This window comes from Pedobacter deserti (assembly GCF_024436415.1).
GTDB lineage: Bacteria > Bacteroidota > Bacteroidia > Sphingobacteriales > Sphingobacteriaceae > Pedobacter > Pedobacter faecalis.
Genome location: NZ_JAFMZQ010000001.1, coordinates 3,211,207 through 3,236,550 on the forward strand (window position 1 = coordinate 3,211,207; position 25,344 = coordinate 3,236,550).

Sequence of the window (25,344 nt, forward strand, 5' to 3'; positions counted from 1 at the left end):
TGTGCCAAACTAAAACCAGGTCCCGGTAGCTACCGGGTCTGGTTTTGTTCTTTATGGCGTGTTTATAGTAGCATTTTCTTCATGTAGTCGGTTTTTGGTTAATATTCTATTAATTCGCGTTTAGTTCTGTACATATATTTTCCTTCCTTCTATTCGGAAATGACTGGCACCTGTCGACTCGATCATTTCCAGCACTTTAGACACGTTATCGAACCTCGATACGCCACCGCTGAATCGTTCGCTGGTCTTTTCGCCGACAAATACCACCTCCACATTGTACCAGCGTTCCACCATCTTCATCACTTCCTCGATCGTCTGACTGTCAAAAACGAATTCGTTGTTTTTCCATGCAACAGCCAGATCGGTATCCGTTTCTGATACCATCAATTTATCTTTCGTCAACCGACTCTGTTGTCCGGGCTCCAGAACCCGGAAATGACCTGATGCACTTACCTTTACACGACCCTCTAAAAGCGTAGTGCGTTCTGATGCATCGTCAAAATAGCTACTAATATTAAAATGCGTTCCTAAGACTTCCACCTCCTGTTTTGCCGTCTTTACAACAAATGGATGCTGCCTGTCTTTAGCAATTTCAAAATACCCCTCCCCGCTAAGCATCACTTCCCGTTTACCGCCTCTCATTAAAGAGGTCGTGTAGGTTAGGCTGGAAGCGGCATTTAGATAGACGACAGATCCGTCTGGCAAAAGCACACGGGAGGTTTGTCCTTTGTCTGTCGACAAAACGTTCACCGCATCCGGATCAGATACGACATCCCTAATTTCATAGACCAGCATACCTTCCTCATTTTTCGAAATCACAATCCCAGACTCATTCGCTAAGGTTCCGGCAGCAACATCTGCGAGTCTGATCTTCTTCCCGTTTGCGAGCGTTAATGTAGCACCAACAGTACCGGGGGCTACATCCTCGGCAACAACAGACTGAGGCGCCGCTACCTTGTCCGTTTGAACACTGAACAAACGAATGCCGAAAACAATTAAGAGAATAGCTGCCGCAACGGAAATCCATGGCCAAAGCTTAAACCTCCGTGATCTCACATGGATAAACAAATCACGATCCACCCTGCTTACCACATCTTCAACAAGCGGATCAGTTTCATACTCACTGCCTACCTCAGCCAATACCTCAACAATCGCTGCGTTCAACCGATCCATATCGCGTTCGTTGTGAAAAAACTCCATAACACGCTGCGTTTCCTCGGCATTGCAGGAATTATCCAGGTATTTGTGGAATAAGGCAAGTACTTCGTCGGTCTTTTTCAATGTCTGATTTTAAGCTAATACGTAGAAGACTAAAAAAATCCTTAGTCAGCAGACGATTTTTTTTAAAAAATTATATCACAGTCCCTTTACCAGAATTGCCAGTATGATAGACAACTCAAGCCCGGACGAATTCCGGAAATGGTTTCTCAGAAATCTGTTTGCCTGTAGCATGTGACTACTAATCGTCTTGGCGCTTATCCCTAAGATTTCTTCCACCTCTTTATAAGATTTGCCCTCCAGTTTGCAAAGTGTAAAAACCTGCTTCCGCTGCGGCGGCATTAACGCAATGGCATCCATAAACTTTTGCGAACCTTCCCTTTCCCAAATATCCTCCTCGATGTGCAGATAAAGCTCAGAAGTAGCCTCCATCATCTTGTTCAGCAATCTTCTGTCCCTGGCAACTTTCCGATAATAATCGCTGACAAGGTTTTCGCCTATGCGAAAGATGTAAGACTTGAAGGACTTGTCGGGTTCTATCCGTTCCCGGTTCTCCCAAACTCTGACAAATATTTCCTGCAGCGTTTCTTTCACCAGATCACTCGACTTTAAGAGCTTGAAAAGGTTGCCCGTCAGCCGATATTTATAGGCGTCATACAAAACGGCAAACGCATGCTCATCACCGTTCTTCAACCGGATCAGCAAATTTTGTTCATCGAATTCATTAACGCTTCCCATAGATCATACTTGATGCCCGATAAATATACTTAAAAAACCAGACCGGGAAAGATTTTGTATACCTGGCATTTGGCGCCACCCAAGAAATTAATGCCAAGCGCTTACAACACAGTTATTAAACCGCATAGAAAGTTGCGGAAATGCCCGTTTATAGGTTGCACCCGGATACACTCAGGAACCGTACAAAAGCCCTTAAACCATAGCTATTCCCCGTTTTATACCTGAACAACAAAACTGTTCGTCTGCAGCAGTAGGTGGATGTAGTGATTAGTGGTTGTAGTGATTAGTCTAATAGCTAATTTGATCCCTGAATCTGGAACGCCACAATAGCAGTAAGGCAATTGCAGTACAGCCAAACATGACCGAAGGCATGATTGCCAAACTTCCGTTATGCAGCAAGCTAATTAGTCCGGAAGCAATAACTCCGGCTATCATCTGCAAACTTCCTAAAACAGCAGATGCTCTTCCGGTAGCTGCTTTAAATTCTTTCAATGCAAGGGCAGTCGTATTTGGGTTAATGAAGCCCACCCAGAATAAGAAAAAAAATGTAAATGCCAATGTCAAAAATGCATTTGCCAGACTGGAAACTGCAGTAACAAAAAAAAGAAATCCGGTAATAAATAATAAAATACCCGCCCAATAACATATCTTCTCGCTCGTAAACCTTTTCAATGCCAGTTTATTGAGCTGGCTACCTGCAATGAGTCCGCATGCGTTAAATGCAAAAGCCCAGCTGTATTCACTATCTGTAAAGCCGAATTTCTCCATAAATACGAATGGAGAACCGGCGATATAGGCATACATCCCCGCATAGCTGATACCTCCAGCCAAAGTGTAACTCAGGAATGCGGGATTTTTAAGGACAGTTAAGTACTCCGGAAATATTTTCGACACCTTGAGGGAGATAGATTTGTCTTCTGCCTTGGTTTCAGGCAAGACCCATTTCACTGCAATCAAAATGGCTAACGCGATCGTTGCCATTACGCCAAATACCCATCGCCAACCAAGCCGGTTATTAACTATTCCTCCGATAGCTGGTGCAATGATAGGAGCTATTCCCATTACCAATACCAGCGTAGAAAGTACTTTTGCTGTTTCTTCGGAAGGAAAAACGTCCCTGACAATGGCCCTGGCCGCTACCATGCCTACACATCCTCCAAGCGCCATAAATAAACGCACAATTATCAGGCTGCTTATACCAGTTGATAATGCGCACAGTAAAGCTGCGAGTATATAAATGATCAAACCCGCTACCAAGGGTTTCTTTCTTCCGAAGCGATCAATAAGAATCCCGTAGGCCAGCTGTCCTATGCAAAGGCCGGCATAATAGCTCGTCAGGCTGTAACCAACTGCTGCAAGACTTGTATCTAACGACGAGGCAATTGCCGGGAATGAAGGCAAATACATGTCAATGGAGAAAGGGCTTAGGGCAATAAGAGCTCCTAATATCAGTATAAGGACGTAATTTTTTCTGGCATTCATGTTATAAACTATTAAGCCTCTCTAAGCGGATGATCACTTCACTGTACAATTTCAATGCTGATTCCATTGAGAACGGAATTTAAAGTTGGTTGTTCAGTCCTGTGTATAAATAGGTATATAAATCCCAAACCCCATCTACATTCCCCGGGGCCTTTATCAAACTGATTGTTATGCCGCCGCAAAGCATACCCGAACCAATAACAACCGATGCCCGGTATTGTGAAAGCAGTTCTCTAGGCTGTAGTGTATAAATAGCCAATGCAACGGCAGAAGCCAGTCCAAGAAAAAGAGCCATTGGGGATATCGCAAGACTGTTGAAGTTACCGTGGGTAAAAGTTACATTCACACCTCTTTCCCGAAAAAGAAACTGCCCGAAGGTTCCCGAAATTCCCCAAAGAATAGCAGCTACAATTGCGAACAGGAAACCTTTAGTAACGGTCTTATCAGATTGTCTCATTAAAATATACGCGGTAGCGGCTCGGTGTCTTGACTATGTCTTAAAATATCTTTTTGCCACCAATTGAGCCGAAATAACTGCTCCCTCCATGTAGCCGGAATATTCAGGGGACGTTTCCGTTCCGGCAAAAAAGAGCTTTCCGTCCATATAGCTTTGTTGCAATAGCGGATGTCCGTTGTTTTGATGAGGGCGCTGGATAACCTGATTGCCCGACAATATAAATTCGTCTGTCCAAACCTTGTCAAAATAAGCCACAGGTTTTAACGCCTTTTCTCCCAATAATTCGCCCAACTGCCGCAATACAAGTTCTTTCCTTACTTCCTCCGCATAGGATGCCGCACCGCCGCCGAGAAAACCCGTAAACCCAAACTTGCTTCCTTCAAAGTTCGTATGGTCGTACATCTCCGTAATAATCCCCGCGTGGCTGTATAGCATACCCGAATAACCCTCAGTACGCCAGAACGGGCGCTCATATTCTAGTGTAAATTTAACGGCTCCTGCCATCCATGTCTGTACAGACGGCAAAACAGCAACAAGCGGATCCGGCAAAGCTGGCGAAAATGTCATTTGTTTTGACGCCAGTTGAGGCGGAATACAAATAACAACAGTGTGAGCGTCCAGGAAGCGGCCATCGGCCGTGCCCAATACAATACCATTTTCTGTTTCCCTTACCGTCGTAACCTTCGTGTTTAGTAAGATTGCATCTTCTGGTAGCTTTTGGATCAGTGTGTCAATCAGCATCTGGGTCCCACCTGCCAACCGGTATGACGGGTTTTCTGCTTCAGGCACATAGAACTTCTGCGGTGGCTCGAACGATCTGGTTTGAAATAACGATATGCCTTTTGAAAACTGGGGATACTTCTTTAGCCCAAGCTCATCAATCAAAGCAAGTAAATTCGGATGCATATCCGAAAACCAGGTTGCACCTAATTCTAAGGGCGTTCCGATGACTCCTTTGATGGTTTGTATTCTTCCCCCCAACCGTGGCGAGGCTTCAAGTATGGTAGATTTTATATTTCGTTTGGTTAATAAATAAGCCAGGGTGATTCCGCTCAGCCCGCCGCCTATGATAATTGTTTCCTTTGACCCCATTACACGTTCAATATCAGCCCTTTGAGTAAGCACTAATTTCTCTTTTGCTGGCCGGGAGCGAATGGCTTCGCCGACTTAGATCCTGTTCCTTTCTTTGCTTGCCCAGGAGGCACCTTTCCACTGTTTCCTGCGGTTCGGTAACTATAACACGAACTGGCTAACATAGTTGCTGAGAGAGCTATAACGTATACAATGCTTTTCATATGCTTTTTAAGAATTGGCACTAAATTTATGCCATCTTGCAGACCTCAACCTATCTGATAGAAATAAATCATTCTACCGATCAAATTTGTTGTAGTCCCCGTGAAGAGATATCTGAGTGCAATGCTTGTACATCTCTGGGCATCCTTACCAATAAGTCGATATTCTTTAGAATATAAATAGATAATAACTAGATAATCAATATATGGTTGAACTATACTTGACATATCCTTGCTATATCAATTGGATATATCAAGGATATGTCAACGATATACCAAGGATATACCAACCATATACCAACCCCCTATTTATATTCTACTTATCACGTATTTATTTTCTAGTTATAGGCTACGAAGACTTAACTTTTTGGCTTTTACAAGTGGATGATCCTGGCGAACTCACTTATTACTGAGACGCGTGATTGAACGTACCACTTCGTCCAGCTCATTGGCGGATGCCATCAGGTAATCAAGGATTTTCTCCCTCTCGGGGTCGTCTTCACAAGTACCGCGCAGCAGTGGCACAAGCCCCATAATCTGAGATAGTGGGGCCCGCACCAGGTGCGACTGTATCCAGGAAATCTCCCGGAGCTTTTTGTTTTGGTCTTCGATAGCCTCAATGTAGCGTACACGCTCGGTCACGTCGTTGGCAAGGACTACCTTAGCTTTTCTGCCTTTGTAAACAATCAGATTGCTCTGAATGTCAACCTGAATTAGTTCACCGTTCTTTTTACGGTGCCTGAACATGCCTTGTAACCTCACTTTCTTTTCATTCTGCTGCTGGTTGACCGTCTCTTTAACGAGCGGTATTTCCTCCGGCGGGCGAATATCCAGAATCGTCATCGACAAAAATTCTTCCCGGCTATACCCATAATGTTCTACCGCGGCCGTGTTGACATCCAGATATTGCAGTGACTCTGCATCATAAACAAACATGGGTTGCGGACTAAGCTGGAAGAGGTCGCTGTAACGTCTTTCTGACTCAGCGAGGGCCTCCATGGTTCTTTTGCTTTCGGTGATGTCTTTAAAAAATACCGAGAGCCCGTTTGCAGATGGATAGGCACTAACACCAAACCATGTTTGGGTTGCAGGGTAGTAGTCCTCAAACTGGACTGCTTCTCCGGTACGCATGGCATATTCATAGTGCTTATAAAAATCCAGCTGAAGGGCGTCATCAAATATATCCCAAAAGTTTTTCCCCAGCATGCTTTCGCGTGGCTTTCCCATCGTTTTTTCAGCAGTAAGGTTCCAATATGTGGTAATCCAGTTCCGGTCGACCGCAAAGAAGCCGTCGCCAATACTTTCGAGTATGCTGTTGCGCTCGGCTAAGGCCTCTACAGCAGCAAGTTCTGCCCTTTTGCGATGGTCGATATCCTGAAAGCTGCCATATACGCGCACGCATTCGCCATCGCGAAACTCGGCCTCCGCCATCGCACGGATCCATCGTCTGTTGCCGCGAGCAGTTGTCATTTCTACTTCAGCATCAATCGGTTCCCCAGTGGCTATGGTATGCGCCATTTTGCCTGCAATGTAGTCCCTATCGGCACCCTCTTGGTAAAAAGATAGCCAGTTATCTGCCGCCGGCACAAAATCCTCAGGCACTTCATAAATTTCACGCGTAATGGCCGACCAATACGCTGTACCCCTAACCCGGTCGACCTCCCAGCCTCCAATCCTGGCAAGCTTATTCGCTTTATGCAGCAGGTTTTCCAGCTCCTTCTTGTCAGAAATGTTTTTGCCGACGCAAAACATGACCCCTTCCTGTGCCGAACGAGTAACCGTCCACGACAGCCAGATCGCTTTGCCACCTTTGGTAAGAAACCGGTTTTCAAAATACATGGTCTGATCGCCACCCGCTATAAACGCTTTGGTACGTTCGCGACTGGCTTCCAGGTCATCCGGGTGAACCAACAGATCGAGCGGTCTGCCCAGCAGCTCCTCCTCGGTAAAGCCCAACTGATTGTACATGGCCGGATTCACTCTTTTAAAATAGCGGTCTATCCCTAATATGCCCACCATATCTGCCGCGCGGTCAAACAGCATCCGGAGCTGTTCATCGGCGTTCTTGCGATTGGTTATGTCCCGAACAAACATAAAAAAACCGTCGCCATTCGGATAAATCCGGTTCTCCTGCCACAGGCCCAGGGGAGCATAAAAATCTTCACTTACTACGCAGCGCTTTTCGCGCAAAGCTTCCTGTATCGATTTGTAGGTAGGGGAACCGATCGCTTCCGGGAACAGATCCCAGATGCATTGGCCTATCATATCCTGTGGTGCTTTGCCAACCATCTCCCCTAACCTCTTGTTTACGTACACATACCGCTGGTCTGCATCTGCAGCGATGAAGCCGTTTGAAATAGTCTCCAGCACGTCTTCCAATGCTATCGATCCATTGGCAACTTTCTCTTTAGATGGCTCTGGGGCCGTTTCGACGATATGGGGAGCACGAACAAAGCTAAGTACAATGGTGCCCACATCGGCGGCATGCAATAGATTGATAAACGTACAATCTATACAAAGATATTCTGCCGGGTGGCGTTGCAGCCGGAAACCCAGCGAGACCGCTTCGTCGTGGTGCGGAGATATATTCTGCACACATTCCTGAACCAAATCCTTATCGTCCGGGTGCACCAGGTCGATAAGGTTCTGTCCGGATAAGTCGCAATCGCGCCAGCCGGTGATCCGACGGGCAGATGGATTGCTATCCATAACCCTTAAGTCACCATCAAGCAATAGGATACCTGAAAGGCTATGATCTATAACTTTCCGGAAAGACATTCCGCTGGCATTCGTGTCCTCTAAATCTGAAATTTTGCCCATAGCTCGTTTTAAGGTTATCAGATCATTAAATTACGAAAACCGCTCGATAAAGCAACATTTTAGAGTTATCATAAAGCGGCATATCCGAAGAGCGATTGATTGCCCCGCGCTTGCAAGAGAACAGGTGGCATGCAACCTTTTTTGCGGGATTAAACTGAAGGCACACGTTGACTTAATAGCCCATATCCTGGCTACTTTTGATATCCGCTAAATCTACGTAGGCAAAATCTTTACTTGCACGGTGTTTGATCATTACGGATATCAATAACCCCATATAACCGGTGAGTTTTCTCAAACTTGATTGATTTGAGAGGCGGTGGTTAAATCTAACGAACGTGAGTTCAATAATATAAAAACCTACAAAACCATCGCCAGTTTTGTTCACGCTCACCTTCCAAATGAATTAGAAATAAAGGCCAAGTCAGACAATCATTTGCTATTTTCATCCTTTAAGCCTTTAAGCAGGGCATAGATCGCCATTGCATGTCCATGCCCAAGATCAAATTCTTCCTTTAACCATTTGGTGATGTCACCCGCCTTTACGGCCAGTTGCCCGTTAACTGCAAAACCCCGCTCTTCAGCCAGTGCCCTGAAATCCGCTGCAGTCTTACCGGTCTTGTCCTGTATCGCCTTTAAATATCCTTGAAATGACATATCTCATTGTTTAAATTTTCATATTAAGCCACCTTTCACCGCTTGCTCCGGACAAAAGGAAAAAGATGTCTGAAGCGTTCATTGCGCAGCCAAACGCTGCCCCACATCAAAATACCATAAACGTCTGTATTGGTCATATTTTTGAAATTTAAAAGCAAACTTAGCGAGCAGACGGCATAGTTTAAAGGTGTAAATACGACGAGTACCTCCATTACAGTCCAACCAGTTCACCCAAAACCGTTTCCGGCATCAACATCCTCCAGTCTTCTGCTGAGTAAGGGTTCATATTTTCTGTCTCTATCAATAAAAATAAGCTGGTGTAGCATGTCGGATAGCGCCCTTTTTACAATCCGGTCATTTCTGCCATAGTCCCAGATGGAACCCGGAACATTATCCAACAACGTTTCAACCGGAATTTCTTTGGTAATAATACGCGTATTGCCTTGATCGTCCTTTAGCACGGTCATCATTGGTCTTTTGATCACTTGCGAAAAAAGGTCAGTCAACGCGTGAATACTTAGTGCTGCTGTCCCCGGATCATTGATTGCCGGGCTTAGGGCCTTTACTGCTACCTCGGCCAGATGAAAGAAACCATAATAAGCGTTTTTGTTAACTTCCTGTCCATAGTAAAAGTCAATATCGAGCAACAATCTCTGTAACTGGTCTTCGTCCGGATGGCCTTCAATGACGCAAAATGGCGTTCCCTGAAGAACAAACGTACCAACGGGATGCAGAAAGCTGATCGCCAGATCATGTTTGCACAAAAATTTCAGCAAGCGACCTTCGTCGAAGCCTTGAAAATACCCGCTTTGAGGCGAAAGAATTTGCTGGCCGTGGATTTCAGCCGCCGGTACTATGCTTGCATGCGTGTTCTTTGCGACCCTTTCCAAGCTACGGGATGTCCTTAAATGGATGCGCTGGATTAGCTGCTCGTAACGAAAAGACTGAGTAAAGTAATGGAGGAAGTACACAAACAGGAAGATATCGGCGATCGTGAGCAGCACAAGGAGATATACACTGATTGACGGGACAAACAGATCGGTTTCAGAGTCATTAATGTTGGCCAGGAGAAATAAGGAAAATACAATAGTACCGATATAAAAACTTAAAATAACCTTTTGAACTCGGTCTCCGATGATATTATCGAGCATTCTGTTGCTCATTTGGGATGCCGCCTGATTCATTAGAATCATGACCATTGAGAAACTGAAGACAGTCAGGGAAATAATTCCGCTTGCGATTGTAGACACAATTGTCCTGGCCGTTTCTGGATCCTTAAGCGTCAGCCATCTAAACCGCTCGTTGAGCACATGACCAAAACCGGCAGCGTCCAGCTCAAGAGCGCCCACGGCGATTGCCAGAAACAAAAGACCGAAAACAGCAGGGAAAAAGCCGATGCTGTGCACAAATATATTGTAATACTTACGTATCCACTTAAACAGTCGTTCTGCCATTGAGGTGATTTTAACTTCACCGTAGATACATCCCAATCCGACAAATGGTTTTCGCTTATTAGAGCACCGTATTCAGGCTAATTCCAGGCCCAAGCGTTTCGTCAGCCATCGGTAACATGCTAGTTAGTGCTAGTTAGTGCTATTGGTGCAGAAGCTTTGTTGAATGCGGGCAATGAAACAAAGAACACCGTACCGTTTCCTTGTGCACGTTCTGCCCAGATATCGCCCTGATGCCTGCCGATAATCTCACGTGACAAATATAGCCCGATGCCAAGTCCCGAGATGTTCGGCGTCAGTTCATCAATACGATAAAAGCGATTAAAAATATGCTTCAGTTTGTCTTCCGGAACGCCGGGTCCGAAATCCCGCACCGCGATCACCACCGTATCTTCCTGCTTTGTAACTTTCACCTCTACCGTGTCTGCATTCGGGGAATACTTAACCGCATTACTCAGCAGGTTGATCATCACCTGCTCTATTCTGGCCGAATCGCCATATACCATGCAGCCATCAGCAGTACGATCAAAGATGATCCGGTGTGCACCGGAGCTATGCTGAATAAGCTCGATGGCTTCGGTCACCACTTGCTGAAGATCAAACTCCCCATAGCTGAATATCATTTTACCGGCTTCAATCTTGGAAACGTCCAGCAAATCATTCACAAGCGAGGTGAGTTTTAAGACCTGCTGGCCAGCCTTACTCATAAATTTCTTTTGCTGCTCATCTGCGGGCAACCTGTTTAGAATCTGCAGGTATCCATGAATGCTAGCAAGAGGGGTTTTCAATTCATGACTTGCCAATGCGATGAACTCATCTTTTTTGTCGTTTAAGCCTTTCACCTCTTCAAAGAGCTTCGCATTGTCAATACTTATGGCCGACTGTGCGGCAATTGAGCTGACAAGTGTCTCATGCTCTGCGGTAAACCGGGCCGGTTCGGGGTGTCCGAAAAACAGCCCGCCAATCACATTGCCTGAGCGTGATATCACCGGAACGGCCAGATAACTTACAACCGGCAGGTGGCCCTTGGGCATTCCATAATGTGGCGCATTATGGCCATACCGCGGATCGGAGGTAATATCATCTACCCGCATGATCCCCGAACCGGAGAACGTGCGTTCAAAGATTGCCGTGTTGCGCGGCATTCCGAACTTTTCGAATGCCTCTCGCGGGGCGCCAGACAGCGTATAGAGCATATATGAGCCGCCCCGTTCATCCGTTTTATTATAAAAAAAGGCGCCAAACTTTGCTCCGGTCAACTCAGTTGTTGCATCGGTTACCTTTTGCAAAATTTTATTGAGTTCCAACTCTTCAGAGATCGTTGTCATCACCATATTCATGATCTCCAGTCTTTCCGTATATTTTCTTGCATTCTGCCGCGCAGCCAGCTCCTGGCTGTTATCCCTGGCAATCTTGGATGCTCCGATTATCTTGCCTTGCTCGTCAATAATCGGGGAAACTGTCAGGGAAAGCTGGACCAGTCTGCCATCTCTGGTTTTTCGGACCGTTTCAAAATGGTCTACCTTTTCGCCTGCGCATATCTTTGAAATGATAAAATCCTCTTCCTGCAGCCGCTCCTCCGGAATGATTATGCTAATATGTTTGCCGATCGCTTCCTGCTCGCTATACCCAAAAACCCGCTGGGCAGAAAAGTTCCAGCTGGTAATAATTCCCTCCAGCGTTTTGCTGATGATTACATCATCGGATGAGGCGACTACTGCAGCAAGCCGGGCCTGCTTTTCTGCGAGTTCTGCCAGGCGAAGCTGGCTGAGCTTCTGGGCAGTAATGTCCATAACCGAACCAATAAACCGCGTAGCCAACCCACCGCTGAAATACACTTTTCCTTTGGCCTGAACCCATCGTACCCGACCGTCGGAAGCCCCGACCGTCCGATATTCCACGTCATAGTCGCCTCCACTGTTTACAGGATCAAAAAGTCGGGATATCTGAGACTCGATCCTTTCCCGGTCATCCGGGTGCAAACCTGCCAGGAAGTCCGACTCATAAGTGACCGGGCCAGCATGATCAATCCCAAAAAGCTTCCGGCAGCGTTCGTCCCAGTCCATCGTCCCTTCTATCAGGTCCATATCAAAAGTACCTAGTTGCGCTGCCTGCTTTGACAGCCGGATTTGCTCATACGCCTTGTGGAGCTCGAGCCTCGCCAGCACCTGTTCTGTCACGTTTACCGAGATCGCCAGGATACCTTGTATACATCCGTCAGAATCACGGTAAGCCTGATATACAAAGTTTTGATAAACAGTTTCCTGCTTGCCATGCCTTGTGAGCTCCACTGGCTGCTCTTTTGCAGAAAATGAAACCCCTGACCGGTACACACCAGCCATTGCCTCTTCCAGTCCCTGCGACCGGGCATCCGGAAGGGCGTCGAACACCGGCCTATTCATGACCTCGTCCAGTGGCTTGCCCCAGATTTCCAGCATTGCACTATTTACAACCTCAACAACAAAATCAGGCCCCATCAGGCGACACATGGCGACCGGAGCCTGCAATATCATGTTGCGAAAGTTTTCTTGGCTATGCTCCAACTGCTTTTTTGCCTGGTTTAAATCCGTCACATCGGCTGCCGTATTCAAGATCCCGTAAATACGATTTTGACCATCGAACAGCGGCGTAAAGCTGTAATTGAAGAAAAACTCCTGCATGCGTCCGTTCACCATTAGATTAACTGGCTGGTTTCTCACATGATATGCCACACCCGTCTCATAAACCTGCGTAAGGCGCTCATAAATATGCTGATCGCTGAGTTCTGGCAGCACCTCAAAATAGGTTTTACCTATAATGTCATTTCCCTTACCCCAAAGTTCTATAAGCGACCTGTTTGCCTGGACGATCCGCATTTCCGGACCTGTGTATACGGCAATGGGAAAAGGAGCACTCTCCACTAGCGCAGCCATTTGCCGCTCACGAAGGGAGATCACTGCCATGGACTCCTCCTGGGCCTGCTGCACCGCAAGAAGCTCCTCATTGATGGCCTGCAGCTCCTCGTTGGAAGCGGCCAGTTCTTCATTGACCGACTGCGTGTCTGCAAAAGCGGACGCGGCAACAAGCATAGCCCCTATGCCCTGTATGTCCGCCGATTCATCTTGTATCGCGCTGCAATACACGTCGAAGCGCTCTCCTGAGCCCTCCCCGAAACAGACCCCGCGCAATATAGCAGGCCTGCAGGAATATACCGGCTGGAACGCGGCGGCAAGTTCTGTCCAGGCTGGCTGGCCCGCCTGCGCAGCGGGCTGGCCCAGAGCAAAGCCGGACTTAGTCGCGTAAGGCTCAAACGCGTCGTTATACAAGACAATGAATTCTGCTCCCCAGAAAATAAGCATCGGCACCGGACTGTTCAGGGCCATGCTAAGCGATTGCTTTAAAACGACAGGCCAGTTGCGCAGGTCGCCTAGGGACGTAGCCGTCCAGTCGAAGCCAAAAATGGCGACCGCCACCTCACTCCATCCAGGGAGGAAATAGTGATCCTGAGGTTGATTGCTTGAGTTCTCCATCAATGCGCAAAATATAAAAAACGCCGGAATAAAGGCCTTTCAAAAATGGAAACTTCCGTCTCTAAAAGACGACACAGAGGGTAGCCTATACGTCTGGCTTAACTAAAAGCATCGATTCAAACACCCTTATCCGGAATTTCAAAGTAAAAAGTTGTTCCCTGTCCTTCTGCACTTTCGAACCAGATGCTTCCCTTATGCCATTCAACAATATTTTTTACAACATTCATCCCAAGACCCATTGACGGCTCGCCTTGAAGGCCCGGCCGCCCTGCCGCAGTATACTGATCGAACAGGATCGCATGGTGTTTTTTCGGAATACCGATACCGTTATCGGAAACAGTGAATAGAACGCCATCGGCATTTTTCACTATTTTGAATGCGATGGCCCCGTTTTCGGCGGTGAATTTCAGCGCATTGCTCATCAGATTATTGATGATCTGCATAAACTTCGGTTCATCAATACGAATGAATACCTCCTCAGGCGAAGAACTGAACGTAATGCTCCGCCTTAATCCACCCTCGGCTTTTTGGGCCTCTTCTACATACTCGCGGAGTTTCTTTGCAATGTCAACCCGCTTCTTCACCAGTTTCACCTCTGCAGTTTCCAAAAACTCACGGTTGGTCAGATCCCGGATCAGCTGCACAGCCTGCTGATTGATTTCCATGATCTTATCAATGCGTTCGTTATGTACCGTGTCGGGCAAATCAGCCTTTAACGCCTTGGCCAGGCTCCGGGCTATCCCCAGGGACCCAGAGAGTTCATGGGCAAGAATATTAAGAATGGAATTTTTCTTATTGGCGTACTTTGCAAATGTATGCTGACTGGTTAATTCTGTCGTTATGTCTATAGCGTGGCCATAAACCGATCTCCTCTGTTTACTGTCTGTATGAACAGAGGCCATGACCCGCACCCAGCGTAACTTCCCCTCAGCGTGCCGTATCCGAAGATGGACATGCTTATCCAATCTGCCTTTCAACAGGTCCGATAGGCAAGCGAGCGCATATTCAACATCATCCGGATGTACAATGTCTTTCAATTCATCCAGCTGCGCCCCGGTTTTGCCTGCGCCAAACAACGCATCAAAAGCTGCATTCTTATAAACGACCTTATGAGCTTCTATATCAAATATGAAAGTGGCTACCCCGGATTCATCGGAAAGCGAAGCATAATGGCTCGACTGCATCATAGGTTTTTCGGTCAGATACAAATGTAATCAATCCCGTCATGTGATCAAACAGGTACCGCGGGTGAATCATGCAGCAAAATCAGTATTTCTTGATAGTTTTCAGGCCTAAATACTCGCATCGCTTTTTCGGCGAACTACGTAAATTTACTAGGCTAAAGCGAGGGTTATGAATTTGAAGATATTGACATTGCTTAGCAGGTACTACCCGGCCAATTCCACACTCAACATCTCGGAAGGAAGATACGACCTGCAGATATCCACAGACGAGAAAGGACAGCCTTCTGTGGTCCGGATTGGCAAACAGCATACCTGGGGCAGGCTCGTAAACAAAACCTATGCCCGCCAGGAGGACGTAAATGATGAGGGCGAGGTCATTAGGGTTCGCTGGACCCTCCTACCCCCTTTAGATTAATCCCTAGGCACATTTCCAGCACAGCCGACCAGCCCGGCCCGGCGATAGCCCCACGTATGTTTCAACGCATTTGCCGATATTTACGCAGAAGATCAGGTATTAAGCGGTCAAACATCAAATTGAAGTAGAGTGTTTTTAAGGCAGCATATCAAACTAAACAAAACACCTATGATGCCAATTTCTACCTGGACAGCCACTGCGTTAAAAGAACTCAAAAACAATCAACCTATTATTGAACGCACCGCCTGCGATTATACGTTCCAAATCTTCAGTTGCTATGACTCGTTATGGGCAATAGTTCTTCGTTCGAGCGGCCACGGAACCGCCTTCAGAATGGCTTTCAGCTCCGGTAGCCAGCTAAGACTTAGCGCCATGCAGGATTCGGGACATCAGATACAATTTACGCTGAATGCTGACGATGCATCTAATTGCGTAATCTACTACCGACTGCGGACTATACTTGATCCGTCGAACTAAAGAACCACATGCCCCGGCAGATGGTTATCGCAATTAAAATTATAACATTTCTACTATGAAAACACTAATCCAAAACCCAAGAAGGGATTTTTTATCGACATCCCTGAAAGGATCCTTACTGGTGATGGCAGGCATGTCCTCTGTAACCCTGCTGCAATCGTTCGCCCCGGCGGAAGCTGACCAGTCGGAAGCTGCATTCCGCAGTCAACTTGGCCTGCTAGGTAGCCTGTCGCTGATGACCAGCGAAATTGCGGTGAGAAAAGCCATGAACCCAAAAGTTAAGCTATTTGCGAAATGTGAAGTAGCTGAACAAACCGCTCTGGCAACTGTGCTGAAAGATTTAAACACGCCTATCCCTGCTATGGATGCTAAAGGACAGGCTATCATTGAAAAGCTCAACGCCGCCAGCGGGGCTGCCTTTGACAAAGCCTTCATGCAGGCTCAGCATGAAACCCATCAGCAGTTGAAATCCCTAACGGGCGACTTTATTAAGAGTACCGAGGGAAAAACCGGCATGCCGGACAAGCATACCAGGCACATCGCCACCGTATCACACCCCACGATCACCGAACACACTGAAAAAAGCAAAATGCTGCTTGGCGAACTAGCTTAAAACTAGAGGAAGCAGTTACATTCAAGTGCACTAATCCGATAGTTTACCGCAAATAGATGCGTTCGATTGCGGTAATTATCGGGTCTAGTGCCAGTCCGTCATCCTGATTGCCAAACACCACTATAGAGAACTTCTTTTCAGGATAGCGGACGTAATAAGACGAAAAACCGGTCGTTCCACCGCTGTGAGATATCCGTGTCGCATTATAGCGGCGCTCGATATACCAGCCGTAGCCGTAGGCAATCTCAGGCGTTTCGTTTGAACTGGGACTGAAAATTTCATTCAGCGTTTCTCTTTTTACCAGCTTATCTCCATAGAGCGCCTGGTCCCAATAGTAGAAATCGTCGATGGAAGAATAAATTCCTCCATCGCCCTGCAGATAACTGGCCGTACTTTGATCATCCAAGACCAGTTTGCCATCTTTTGGATTATAACCATATGCCCGGTTTGGTATTGTCCCCTCCATATTATTGAAAGTGGAGTTGGCCATTTTCAGCGGCTTGAATATATGACGGCGAACAAACTCATCAAATGGTAATCCGGACACCTTTTCCACGATCAGCCCAAGTAAAACGTAAGCAGTATTGCTGTAGGAGAACTTTGTCCCGGGTTTAAAATTTGTGCTGTCCTGCTCTGCGACAATATGTAGTACATTGATATCTTTTAAGGGACGGCTAGTCGGAACGCTCCCATAGCTTTTCAGCCCGGAGGTATGGTTGATCATTTGTTTGACTGTGATCTCTTTGCTGAACGCTGGCAGATCGGGAAAGAAGGCATCCAGTCGGTCGCCGAGGTCGAGCTTACCTTGGTCGCGAAGCATGAGGATGGCCATCGCGGTAAAAGGCTTGGTGACTGATGCGATCCGGTAATTGGTTTTGCTAGTAGCCCTGACTTTTCGGGCGATATCGGCATATCCGAATGACCTGCTATAAAGTTTGCGCCCATCCCGGATGACCATAACACTAATGCCAGTTGTTTCAGGGCTTTTGTAACGGCTGAAGATGCTGTCAACGGCACGGATCTGCTCAGGAGTGGATTGGGCAAAAAGATTGCCAGTAAGAAAAGTGGCAATTAATACAGAGAGAATTTTCATATGAACTGGATCAATAGTGAAAGATAGGAATCGCATACTAATCTGCAAAACCGTTGCTGTTGTTTTAGAGCGCTAGCCACTGGATTACACTGTACCCAACTGACTATGAGACGCTTTCTGCATTTACACCGTAATCGCTTTTCAACAAACCGAAAACCGCTGAATCCTCATATTGCCCGTTAATAAAATAATGTTCCTTCAGTACCCCTTCCTTACTGAATCCAAACTTTTCCACAAGACGTAACGAGGGAACATTCCGCGTACCGACCAACGCCTCAATCCGGTGAAGATTCATTTCGTTGAACCCGTAAGCAATCACCGCGGCAAGCGCCTCGGACATGAGTCCTTTGTTTTTGTAAGCATCAGTCTTAATAGAATAACCTAGTTCAGCACGCCTATGGTCTGGATACCAATTGTGAAAAGAGCATTCACCGATAACACAATCATCAAACTTATCGATAATCAAGAAAAAAAGAATGCTCCTGTTGTAAGAGACATAACCCTTTTCAAACTTCAACCGGGCAAGCCGATATTCCTCTTCGTTGCGATGACCAAAAAAGCGCTTAATCTCTGGTTTCTGCCAGTTGTTAAATATGTAAATGAAATCATCGTGGCCTAACCGTTTCAGCTTTAGCCGCTGTGTTTCAATGATGTGAAATTGCATAAATCCAGCATAAGTTACGGTCTTCAACTCTACTTTCAAAACGGCAAAAGACAAGGCCCCGGCAAGAATAGTATATTTGTATCCATTCACGTAATATGATACAACAAGCATTTGCAGACCGCGCAGCGAGCGTACTCTCAAAAAAGGAGGGTATCGTCGGCCTTTGCGCTGGTGGGTCATGGATCTCTGGCGAAATTGACGAATATTCAGATTTGGATCTGATCGTTGTAACCCGAGAATCCATATCAGCCAATAAGCAGTTAATGGTAGACTGCGCGGCCAGCCTGGGAAACTTGCTTTCGGGATTTACCGGAGAACATGTTGGCGAGCCACGTTTATTGATTTGCTTATATAAGGACCCGCTGCTGCATGTAGACCTAAAATTCTTAACTCTTGACGAACTTCGATTTCGAATCGAAGATCCAGCCATCTTGCTGGACCCTTCCGGAGAAATTCAAGAAACCATAAATCGGCATCCTCCTAAGAGCAGCCTGCCAGACTTTCAGTGGATTGAAGACCGCTTTTGGATCTGGATTCATTACGCCGCGCTCAAAATTGGACGCGGCGAATATCTGGAGGCGCTGGATTTTCTCGGCTATTTGCGTATGACAGTACTCGGTCCGCTTCTTCAGCATAGCGTAAACCAGCAGCCCAGAGGCGTTCGTAAGGTGGAAATGATACTGGACGGAGAACATCTGGATAACTTAACGAGCACCATTCCAGCCTACAACAAGGGATCGATTCTCCAGGCCTTAAAGAACGCAATATCACTTTACCACAGACTCCGTGCTAAACTTTACCCGGCAGTAATCCAGCTTCAAAACGAAACTGAAGCGCAGGTAATTGCCTACCTTGAGTACCTCGATAAGCGGGGCAGCACCTAATGTCTCAACCAGTTACTTTTAACGAATCGATTAGCTCATCCTTGAGCTCCATATGAAACTTCAATACAATGGGACTTCCCGGAAATGTACCCGAAACATTTGCCGTCAACACGCCATTAGATCCGGCCTGCTCATAATCAACCAACTCCATCGAAGATTGATAAGCCTCATTCGAATGCTCAATCCAACGGCGAATTTCCTCTTTACCTCTATGTACCTTCCCTTCGTCATGCACAATGGCCGATTCAGTGAAACATTCTGTGTAAGATTTGCTGTCGTAACTGTTTTGCGTCTCAATAAAGCGCTCTACTACTTTTGGTAATTTCATGATGATAGGTTTTAAGTTTTTTAAATTGTGGGCACTGTTCCACCGTCGATGACGAAATTTGTTCCTGTTAAGTAACTGGCTCTTGGTGAAACTAAAAAGCCAACCAATTCGGCTACTTCTTCTGGTTCAGCAGGCCTGCCGTAAGGTATTCCGCCCAGTGCATCCATTACACTTAGCTGAGCTTCTTCTACGGTAGTATTTGCATTTCTTGCAATCTCGCCTAAAAAGGCTATCGATGCTGCTGTATTGATCCACCCTGGCGAGACAGTAAGCACGCGCACACCTTTTGGCGTAACTTCATTGGATAAACTTTTACTGTAATTGATTAGTGCCGCTTTTGAAGCTGCGTACGGCAAGGTAGAATCATATAGCGGCAATTTGCCCTGGATGGAAGCGATGTGAATGATTACACCGCTTTTCCTATCGATCATTTGCGGTAAAAACCCTCTGTCGAGCCTTACAGGAGCAAGTAAATTTGCCTGTAGCGTTGAGATCCAATCCTCATCATTTAATACTGAAAAACCGCCTGCAGGTGTTGATGAACCTCCCAGGTTGTTTACCAGGATATCCAGCCTGCCATAGATTGACAGTACTTCGCTGATCACTTTTTGAGCATCTTCTGCCTTGCTCAGGTCGGCAGGAATAAAATAAAGATCTGCGTCTACTTGCTTAGCAGGGTTTCTTGCGGTAATGATAACCATTGCCCCTGCTGCCTTTAAGCGTTCCGCGATCGCCTTGCCGGCACCCTTTGTACCGCCCGTTACTAAGGCAATCTTTCCTGATAATTCGTTGCTGTAATTAAATTGTTGTTCCATATCGTACTTGTTTCGGGCAAATCTAGGCAGTACCTAAAGCGCTAACAAGTACGGGCTTACGATTCAAATAGGGAGAAATTTATCCCTATTGCGCCAACCAGCATGTGTGCCTATATTTGCGATAATGTATGAAAGAAAAATCTTACCGTATCTGAATTGCGGACTGGACCTGGTCGGCGAGGTTCTGTATGGAAAGTGGAAACTGCGTATATTGTGGTTCATTCATCAGGGACATAAACGTCCTAGCGAATTACAGCGAAAAATACCCGATGTTTCAAGACGAGTACTGAATATTCAGCTGAAGGAGCTGGAAGAACACGAGCTGGTAAAACGGACCATCTATCCGGTAATGCCGCCCAAAGTAGAGTACGATCTGACTGATTTTGGTGAGACACTAATCCCTGTGATCCGCACCATTGGCCTTTGGGGTGATGCGAATGAGGACAGATTAAGAGAAGTGATCCTGAAACAATTCCCCGACCGGGTTGCCCCAAGCGAAGTGTAAAATGGGTAAGGCGATGGACGTGCCAAGCCCACAGTTACAACTGCCTGATCAAAATACAAGCCCCGCCGCCCGGCGCCAGCCTGACCTTAATCGAATCTTTTGCGCTAACTTCCGTCTTCGAGCTCTTATAACTTTCCTTATCGGTACGATAATCAGCATCATCGCCATCCTGAATAATCAGTGCTTTGTAGCGGCCTTTTTTCAGGAAAGAAAGCGGAATATCCAGTTCTCTTGAATTTTCATTTGTTGCTGCTCCGACAAGCCAGGTTTTGTCGCTGGCCTGCCTTGCCATAACGATGTATTGACCTATGTCGCCTTTGATGGTTTTACTTTCCATCCAGGGCATGTTTTGTGATGAAATAAATTCAAGAATCTCAGGATGCTTTCGGTAACTCTCAGGTATATCAGGTATAACTGTCACCCCCGAAAAGGTAATTAATGTACGTGCTGCCTCGCCTACCACTGTGGAGTTGGTAGCATAAGCTGGCGCATGAACCCTGCCAGCCTGTTTCAGATCAGCTATGCCATTGTTCATATCGAGCGGACCTGCAAGCATGTTCACGAATACCGAGGTGACAAATGTTTTTGGCTCCAGGGCGGTGCTGCCATCAAGCTGTGCCTGACAGTATTCGCGTGTGACTGCATTTGGAAACGTACGCATTTGTCCGTACGGGTGTACAGGACCATCATGAAAATCGCATAGCAGACGATTTTTTGCACATAGCTCCGTGATCATTCGGGTACGTTCATTCTTTTCTGCGGGAGTGCCCGACATAAAACCGTATTTAATACCCGCAGCACCCCAGTCGCCATACTGCTTCAAAGTTTGCTCTATGGGAAACATACGACCGCCAACGTCGTTGAGATATAGCCAGATGCCCACATTTTTCATTTTCCCATATCTGATGATCTCATGAACCTGGGCGACTTTCCCACCTTTCAGCGGATCTGAATCTTTGCCAAATTCGGGACCATACCAGTCGGCATCAAGTGCCAGGTAACGGATGTTATTTTCAGAAGCAAAGTCCACCATTTTTTTCCAGGAAGGAAGAGACATATCATATTTGAAACCGTCGACCTGCGCGCCTGCTATCCGCCAGTCCCAAACAGCAACGCCTGGCTTCACCCATGAGAAATCTGCGTCGCCCGGCGGCGGAGGATTTAACAATTCTATGAGGTGCGAATCAACCAATTCACCAGGAGTATTTCCGTACATAACCACTTTCCATGCATTATTCAGCTTAGACGCTACGGTAAACAGGGTTTGGCCTTTCTTTGACGCCAACATCAGCGGGTCGCCCCATGATAAATCTGCTTGGTGCACAGCCAGATAATTGTGATCGTCTACCTGAACTGTCATTACAGGTAAGCGTTTATCGTTACAGGCCGATAACTTCTCCGGGCCAATATTGGCATGCTCACCATTATAATACCAGGCCGTATAGTCGCCACTAAAGTTAAACTCCGTCAAATCGCTTTTTGCCATCTCCTTTTGGAAGTCGTACCGGAAAGCTATTCCATCATTATATGCCCTGACGATGATCTTGTAGGTTTTTACATCCAGCGTAAGCTCATTGTATTCATCAGGCACGATAGCTCTTTTTCCCCAGATGGGCTTCCAGACTGATTTGCTGGAAGCACGGGAGAAACTTGACGGCACTGCTCCATCAATACCACTTAGTCCCATCTTCGAAGCTGAGATAATGGTTTTCGAGTTGGCCGTAATTGTAAAGATGATCTCCTTGTTTTGATTATAACTGAACTCAAATTTTAATTTCTTGTTGGGCGACTTTATTGCTAATGGCAATATATTCCGCTTCGAATCTTTTGTGTGTAGGGCATATGCGCTTTCAGCGCGCACAAGCAGTGCGGCCAACAAGAAAAAAACGATTGATACTTTAGTTCTCATATACAATGATAAGACTTTGATTTCATCGATCCGAAAGATCATTCCTATATTATAGCAATACGTCTTGCTCGATGCCTTGTTTTATAGATTCAACACTCCGATCTACACAGGGTACCCTGAATGAACGTGGAACCGGGCTTGGACTAAAGCTAGCCATGGAGTTTGCCGGCCTGAATGGCGGCACACTAACCGTTTCCAGCGAACCTGACAAAGGTACCATCGCAATTATCGCTGCTCCGCTTGCTAAAAGTGAGATATGATATTAATCTATTAATTATCTACATTGCAGTAAATTAAGTGCGATGAAAAGAAAAATCTACTTTAGCGTCCTCGGCATTCTATTGGCTGCTTGTTCCAGCAATCCTGATGAAAAAGCGAAAATCCTGATTAAAAATTATTTAGACACCACACTGATCGATTCCGAAAGCTATGAACCGCTTAAGTATGGGTCAATAGATACTGTTTTCACCAAGCAGGGTGGAGTTAAATATTTTAACCTGTCACATAGCTTCAAGGCTAAGAACGATTCCGGCGCTAGTGCCACATACATCAGTTCATTTAAAATCGATAGCACGTTTAGCGAGGTACTCAGCTATGTCTCCTTCCAACAACGTGTATTTAACTAATAACCATCCACCCGGAAATCAGAATCAAATGACCCACACGATAACGCTCAAAGAAGGCGACTTCATTACATTTCAATTATATGGGGCCTCTACAAATACCGAAAAAATAAAAACTCGTAAAAGAAATTACCTTTCATTAATCGCCCTGGGGATATTTTTTATAATTATTGGCTATTATGAGCGTGATACCTTTCTATTCTACTACGCTACATGTTGTGTAATCGTGGTCGCACTTTTTTATTATAAATATTTGAAATGGAGATTAAAAAAACATTATACCAAGTTCGTAAAGGACACATACAAAGGTGCATTTAATGAATCGGTTCAACTCGAAATCGAAGATGAACTACTGAGATTTGAAGACAAAACTGGAGAGAGTTGTATTAAAATATCTGAAATTATCGGTGTAACTGAAATTGCAAGTCACTTTTTTATCAAGATAAGTACAGGACCAAGTTTAATACTTACTAAAGCCTCGCCTTCGCTGAATCAGGAAATAGCCATCTTGATAGCGCAAAAAAATATTCCCCATGTGAACCACCTTAGCTGGAAGTGGTAGCTCGTCTGCAACCTTAGCTTAACACTAACATAACGCAAGACTGAACTTATACTAACATTGGGGGTCTATTTTCGCCTCAAAAAACAATTTTATGCATAAAAGATTACTTCTCGCTTTGATGATTTCGGCGGCACTGGGCTGTAAAAAAAATGACAATAAAGGTCCCCTACCCGAGCCTGACTTTTTTGTGAACGAAGATGCGAAGACATTTGCTGAGATCGGTACTATTGATATCGGTGAGACAGGTGCTGCTGAAATATCAGCGTATGATCCGGACACAAAAAAACTATTTGTCGTAAAAAATGAAGGTGAGGGTACTGCTGCTGCAGTTAACCGCATCGAGGTGATTGATTTTAAAGACCCATCAAAAATGACCATTATCGGCAACATCAGCGTGCAGCCGTTTGGTGGTGTGGTAAACAGTCTCTCTGTACATTCCGGCAAACTGGCCGCTGCGATACAAGCAACCGACAAAACATCAAATGGCAAGGTTGTCGTATTTAAAACTGGCGACCATAGCGTCATCAGCCAGATCAATGTTGGTGCCTTGCCAGATATGGTGACGTTCTCGCCAGATGGGAAATTCATCATGACTGCAAATGAAGGCGAGCCCAATGCCAGCTATACCACTGACCCGGAAGGGACGGTTTCCATTATCTCGGTAGCTGAAAACTATGCGGTTACCACGCTAAACTTTTCGTCGATGGCCGGGCAGCAAAATGCACTGATGCAGAAGGGTTTTCGCGTTTTTGGTCCGAGCGCAACCTTTGTGAAAGACATCGAACCGGAATACGTGACCATTTCAGCCGATTCGAAAACCGCATGGGTAACTTTACAGGAAAACAACGGTATCGCTAAAATTGACATACCTTCAAAAACCATCAGCAATATTTTTCCGCTAGGCTTCAAAGACTACAATACCGACGGCAACGAAATAGACCCTACCGACGATGACAAAGCTTATGCCGCAGCTAAATGGCCGGTAAAAGGTGTTTATATGCCGGATGCGGTTGCGGTAATGGAAAGCAACGGTACTCCCTATCTCTTTACCGCCAATGAAGGCGATGCCCGTGAGTACGATACCTTTGCAGAAGTGAAGCGCGTAAAAGATAAGACTGTTATTCTGGATGCCACCAAATTTCCGAATGCAGCTGATCTGAAAAAGGACGGTAAACTGGGCAGACTGAACATTACCACTACCCTCGGAGATACCGATGGCGACGGTGACCTGGATGAATTGTATTCTTTGGGTGCACGTTCATTTAACGTATGGAACGGAAGCAATGGCACACTGGTTTTTGATAGCAAGAACGAGCTAGACAAAGAAGCCGTTAAGGCAGGAGTTTATGATGATGGCCGCAGTGATGACAAAAGTGTGGAGCCGGAAGGTATCACTACAGGAACCGTTGGCCGTACAAAAGTCGCCTTTGTAGGCTTGGAGAGGGCCGATGCCGTAGCGGTTTATGACGTAAGCAATCCGGCAAGCCCTGTGTTTCTGCAAATGCTTAAATGCGGCGATGCACCAGAAGGTGTGCTGTTCATTCCGGCTAAAGACAGTCCGACCAAAAAAAGCCTGCTGGTGGTGAGCAGCGAAAATGATGGTGTAGTGAAAGTTTATACGCCAAACACGATATAAAATAGCTAAATTCAC

At 46.0% G+C, this 25,344-nt stretch carries 24 protein-coding genes; 9 read left to right on the plus strand and 15 right to left on the minus strand.

The window, feature by feature from the left end:
- Positions 1-120: 120 nt before the first annotated feature.
- The 10 genes from J3P40_RS14500 to J3P40_RS14545 all read right to left on the minus strand — a co-directional run bounded on the left by J3P40_RS14500 (position 121) and on the right by J3P40_RS14545 (position 14,808).
- Positions 121-1,281, minus strand: a complete 1,161-nt coding sequence (locus J3P40_RS14500; protein ID WP_256006894.1) for a FecR family protein — start codon at positions 1,279-1,281, stop codon at positions 121-123.
- Between the two features lie 75 nt (positions 1,282-1,356).
- Positions 1,357-1,956, minus strand: a complete 600-nt coding sequence (locus J3P40_RS14505) for an RNA polymerase sigma factor (RefSeq protein WP_256006895.1) — start codon at positions 1,954-1,956, stop codon at positions 1,357-1,359.
- Positions 1,957-2,244: 288 nt separating this feature from the next.
- The gene (locus J3P40_RS14510; protein ID WP_256006896.1) at positions 2,245-3,438 is read right to left on the minus strand and encodes a multidrug effflux MFS transporter; all 1,194 of its coding nucleotides are present in this window, start codon (positions 3,436-3,438) and stop codon (positions 2,245-2,247) included.
- Between the two features lie 79 nt (positions 3,439-3,517).
- Complete coding sequence (locus tag J3P40_RS14515) at positions 3,518-3,895, minus strand: hypothetical protein (RefSeq protein ID WP_256006897.1); 378 nt, start codon at positions 3,893-3,895, stop codon at positions 3,518-3,520.
- Positions 3,896-3,928: 33 nt separating this feature from the next.
- A complete protein-coding gene (locus tag J3P40_RS14520) occupies positions 3,929-4,987 on the minus strand; it encodes a flavin monoamine oxidase family protein (RefSeq protein WP_256006898.1) in 1,059 nt (352 codons plus the stop codon).
- A 599-nt stretch (positions 4,988-5,586) separates the two neighbouring features.
- Complete coding sequence (locus J3P40_RS14525; RefSeq protein WP_256006899.1) at positions 5,587-8,007, minus strand: PAS domain S-box protein; 2,421 nt, start codon at positions 8,005-8,007, stop codon at positions 5,587-5,589.
- 429 nt (positions 8,008-8,436) lie between these two features.
- Positions 8,437-8,661: a DUF4287 domain-containing protein gene (locus J3P40_RS14530; RefSeq protein ID WP_256006902.1), complete on the minus strand. Its 225-nt coding sequence runs from the start codon at positions 8,659-8,661 to the stop codon at positions 8,437-8,439.
- Positions 8,662-8,888: 227 nt separating this feature from the next.
- On the minus strand, positions 8,889-10,115 hold the full coding sequence (locus J3P40_RS14535; protein ID WP_256006903.1) for a DUF2254 domain-containing protein: 1,227 nt from the start codon (positions 10,113-10,115) through the stop codon (positions 8,889-8,891).
- A gap of 119 nt (positions 10,116-10,234) precedes the next feature.
- On the minus strand, positions 10,235-13,621 hold the full coding sequence (locus J3P40_RS14540; protein WP_256006905.1) for a PAS domain S-box protein: 3,387 nt from the start codon (positions 13,619-13,621) through the stop codon (positions 10,235-10,237).
- A 116-nt stretch (positions 13,622-13,737) separates the two neighbouring features.
- Complete coding sequence (locus J3P40_RS14545; RefSeq protein WP_256006906.1) at positions 13,738-14,808, minus strand: PAS domain-containing sensor histidine kinase; 1,071 nt, start codon at positions 14,806-14,808, stop codon at positions 13,738-13,740.
- 166 nt (positions 14,809-14,974) lie between these two features.
- On the opposite strand from J3P40_RS14545, the gene J3P40_RS14550 reads away from it, so the two are divergent.
- From J3P40_RS14550 to J3P40_RS14560, 3 genes are all read left to right on the plus strand, one after another.
- Complete coding sequence (locus tag J3P40_RS14550; RefSeq protein WP_256006907.1) at positions 14,975-15,220, plus strand: hypothetical protein; 246 nt, start codon at positions 14,975-14,977, stop codon at positions 15,218-15,220.
- Positions 15,221-15,388: 168 nt separating this feature from the next.
- A complete protein-coding gene (locus J3P40_RS14555; RefSeq protein ID WP_256006908.1) occupies positions 15,389-15,697 on the plus strand; it encodes a hypothetical protein in 309 nt (102 codons plus the stop codon).
- A gap of 55 nt (positions 15,698-15,752) precedes the next feature.
- Positions 15,753-16,310, plus strand: a complete 558-nt coding sequence (locus J3P40_RS14560) for a DUF4142 domain-containing protein (protein WP_256006909.1) — start codon at positions 15,753-15,755, stop codon at positions 16,308-16,310.
- A 43-nt stretch (positions 16,311-16,353) separates the two neighbouring features.
- On the opposite strand, the gene J3P40_RS14565 is transcribed toward J3P40_RS14560, so the two are convergent.
- Positions 16,354-17,403 carry a serine hydrolase domain-containing protein gene (locus J3P40_RS14565; RefSeq protein WP_256006910.1) on the minus strand — a complete coding sequence of 350 codons (1,050 nt, stop codon included), beginning with the start codon at positions 17,401-17,403 and terminating at the stop codon, positions 16,354-16,356.
- A gap of 103 nt (positions 17,404-17,506) precedes the next feature.
- Positions 17,507-18,157: a GNAT family N-acetyltransferase gene (locus J3P40_RS14570; RefSeq protein WP_256006912.1), complete on the minus strand. Its 651-nt coding sequence runs from the start codon at positions 18,155-18,157 to the stop codon at positions 17,507-17,509.
- 5 nt (positions 18,158-18,162) lie between these two features.
- On the opposite strand from J3P40_RS14570, the gene J3P40_RS14575 reads away from it, so the two are divergent.
- Positions 18,163-18,951 (plus strand): hypothetical protein, encoded by a 789-nt coding sequence (locus J3P40_RS14575; protein WP_256006913.1) that lies wholly within the window; start codon positions 18,163-18,165, stop codon positions 18,949-18,951.
- Between the two features lie 4 nt (positions 18,952-18,955).
- On the opposite strand, the gene J3P40_RS14580 is transcribed toward J3P40_RS14575, so the two are convergent.
- The gene (locus J3P40_RS14580) at positions 18,956-19,279 is read right to left on the minus strand and encodes a nuclear transport factor 2 family protein (RefSeq protein WP_256006914.1); all 324 of its coding nucleotides are present in this window, start codon (positions 19,277-19,279) and stop codon (positions 18,956-18,958) included.
- 20 nt (positions 19,280-19,299) lie between these two features.
- Positions 19,300-20,094, minus strand: a complete 795-nt coding sequence (locus J3P40_RS14585; protein ID WP_256006915.1) for an SDR family oxidoreductase — start codon at positions 20,092-20,094, stop codon at positions 19,300-19,302.
- A gap of 124 nt (positions 20,095-20,218) precedes the next feature.
- On the opposite strand from J3P40_RS14585, the gene J3P40_RS14590 reads away from it, so the two are divergent.
- Complete coding sequence (locus J3P40_RS14590) at positions 20,219-20,599, plus strand: winged helix-turn-helix transcriptional regulator (RefSeq protein WP_256006916.1); 381 nt, start codon at positions 20,219-20,221, stop codon at positions 20,597-20,599.
- Positions 20,600-20,633: 34 nt separating this feature from the next.
- Here the strand turns inward: J3P40_RS14590 and J3P40_RS14595 are convergent, their stop codons facing one another.
- A complete protein-coding gene (locus J3P40_RS14595) occupies positions 20,634-22,508 on the minus strand; it encodes a glycoside hydrolase family 97 protein (RefSeq protein ID WP_256006918.1) in 1,875 nt (624 codons plus the stop codon).
- Between the two features lie 71 nt (positions 22,509-22,579).
- On the opposite strand from J3P40_RS14595, the gene J3P40_RS14600 reads away from it, so the two are divergent.
- From J3P40_RS14600 to J3P40_RS14615, 4 genes are all read left to right on the plus strand, one after another.
- Complete coding sequence (locus tag J3P40_RS14600; RefSeq protein ID WP_256006919.1) at positions 22,580-22,768, plus strand: ATP-binding protein; 189 nt, start codon at positions 22,580-22,582, stop codon at positions 22,766-22,768.
- A gap of 42 nt (positions 22,769-22,810) precedes the next feature.
- Entirely contained in the window at positions 22,811-23,134 is a 324-nt protein-coding gene (locus J3P40_RS14605) for a hypothetical protein (RefSeq protein ID WP_256006920.1), read from the plus strand.
- A gap of 28 nt (positions 23,135-23,162) precedes the next feature.
- Positions 23,163-23,693: a hypothetical protein gene (locus J3P40_RS14610; protein ID WP_256006922.1), complete on the plus strand. Its 531-nt coding sequence runs from the start codon at positions 23,163-23,165 to the stop codon at positions 23,691-23,693.
- A gap of 91 nt (positions 23,694-23,784) precedes the next feature.
- Entirely contained in the window at positions 23,785-25,329 is a 1,545-nt protein-coding gene (locus tag J3P40_RS14615) for a choice-of-anchor I family protein (protein WP_256006923.1), read from the plus strand.
- Positions 25,330-25,344 lie beyond the last annotated feature (15 nt).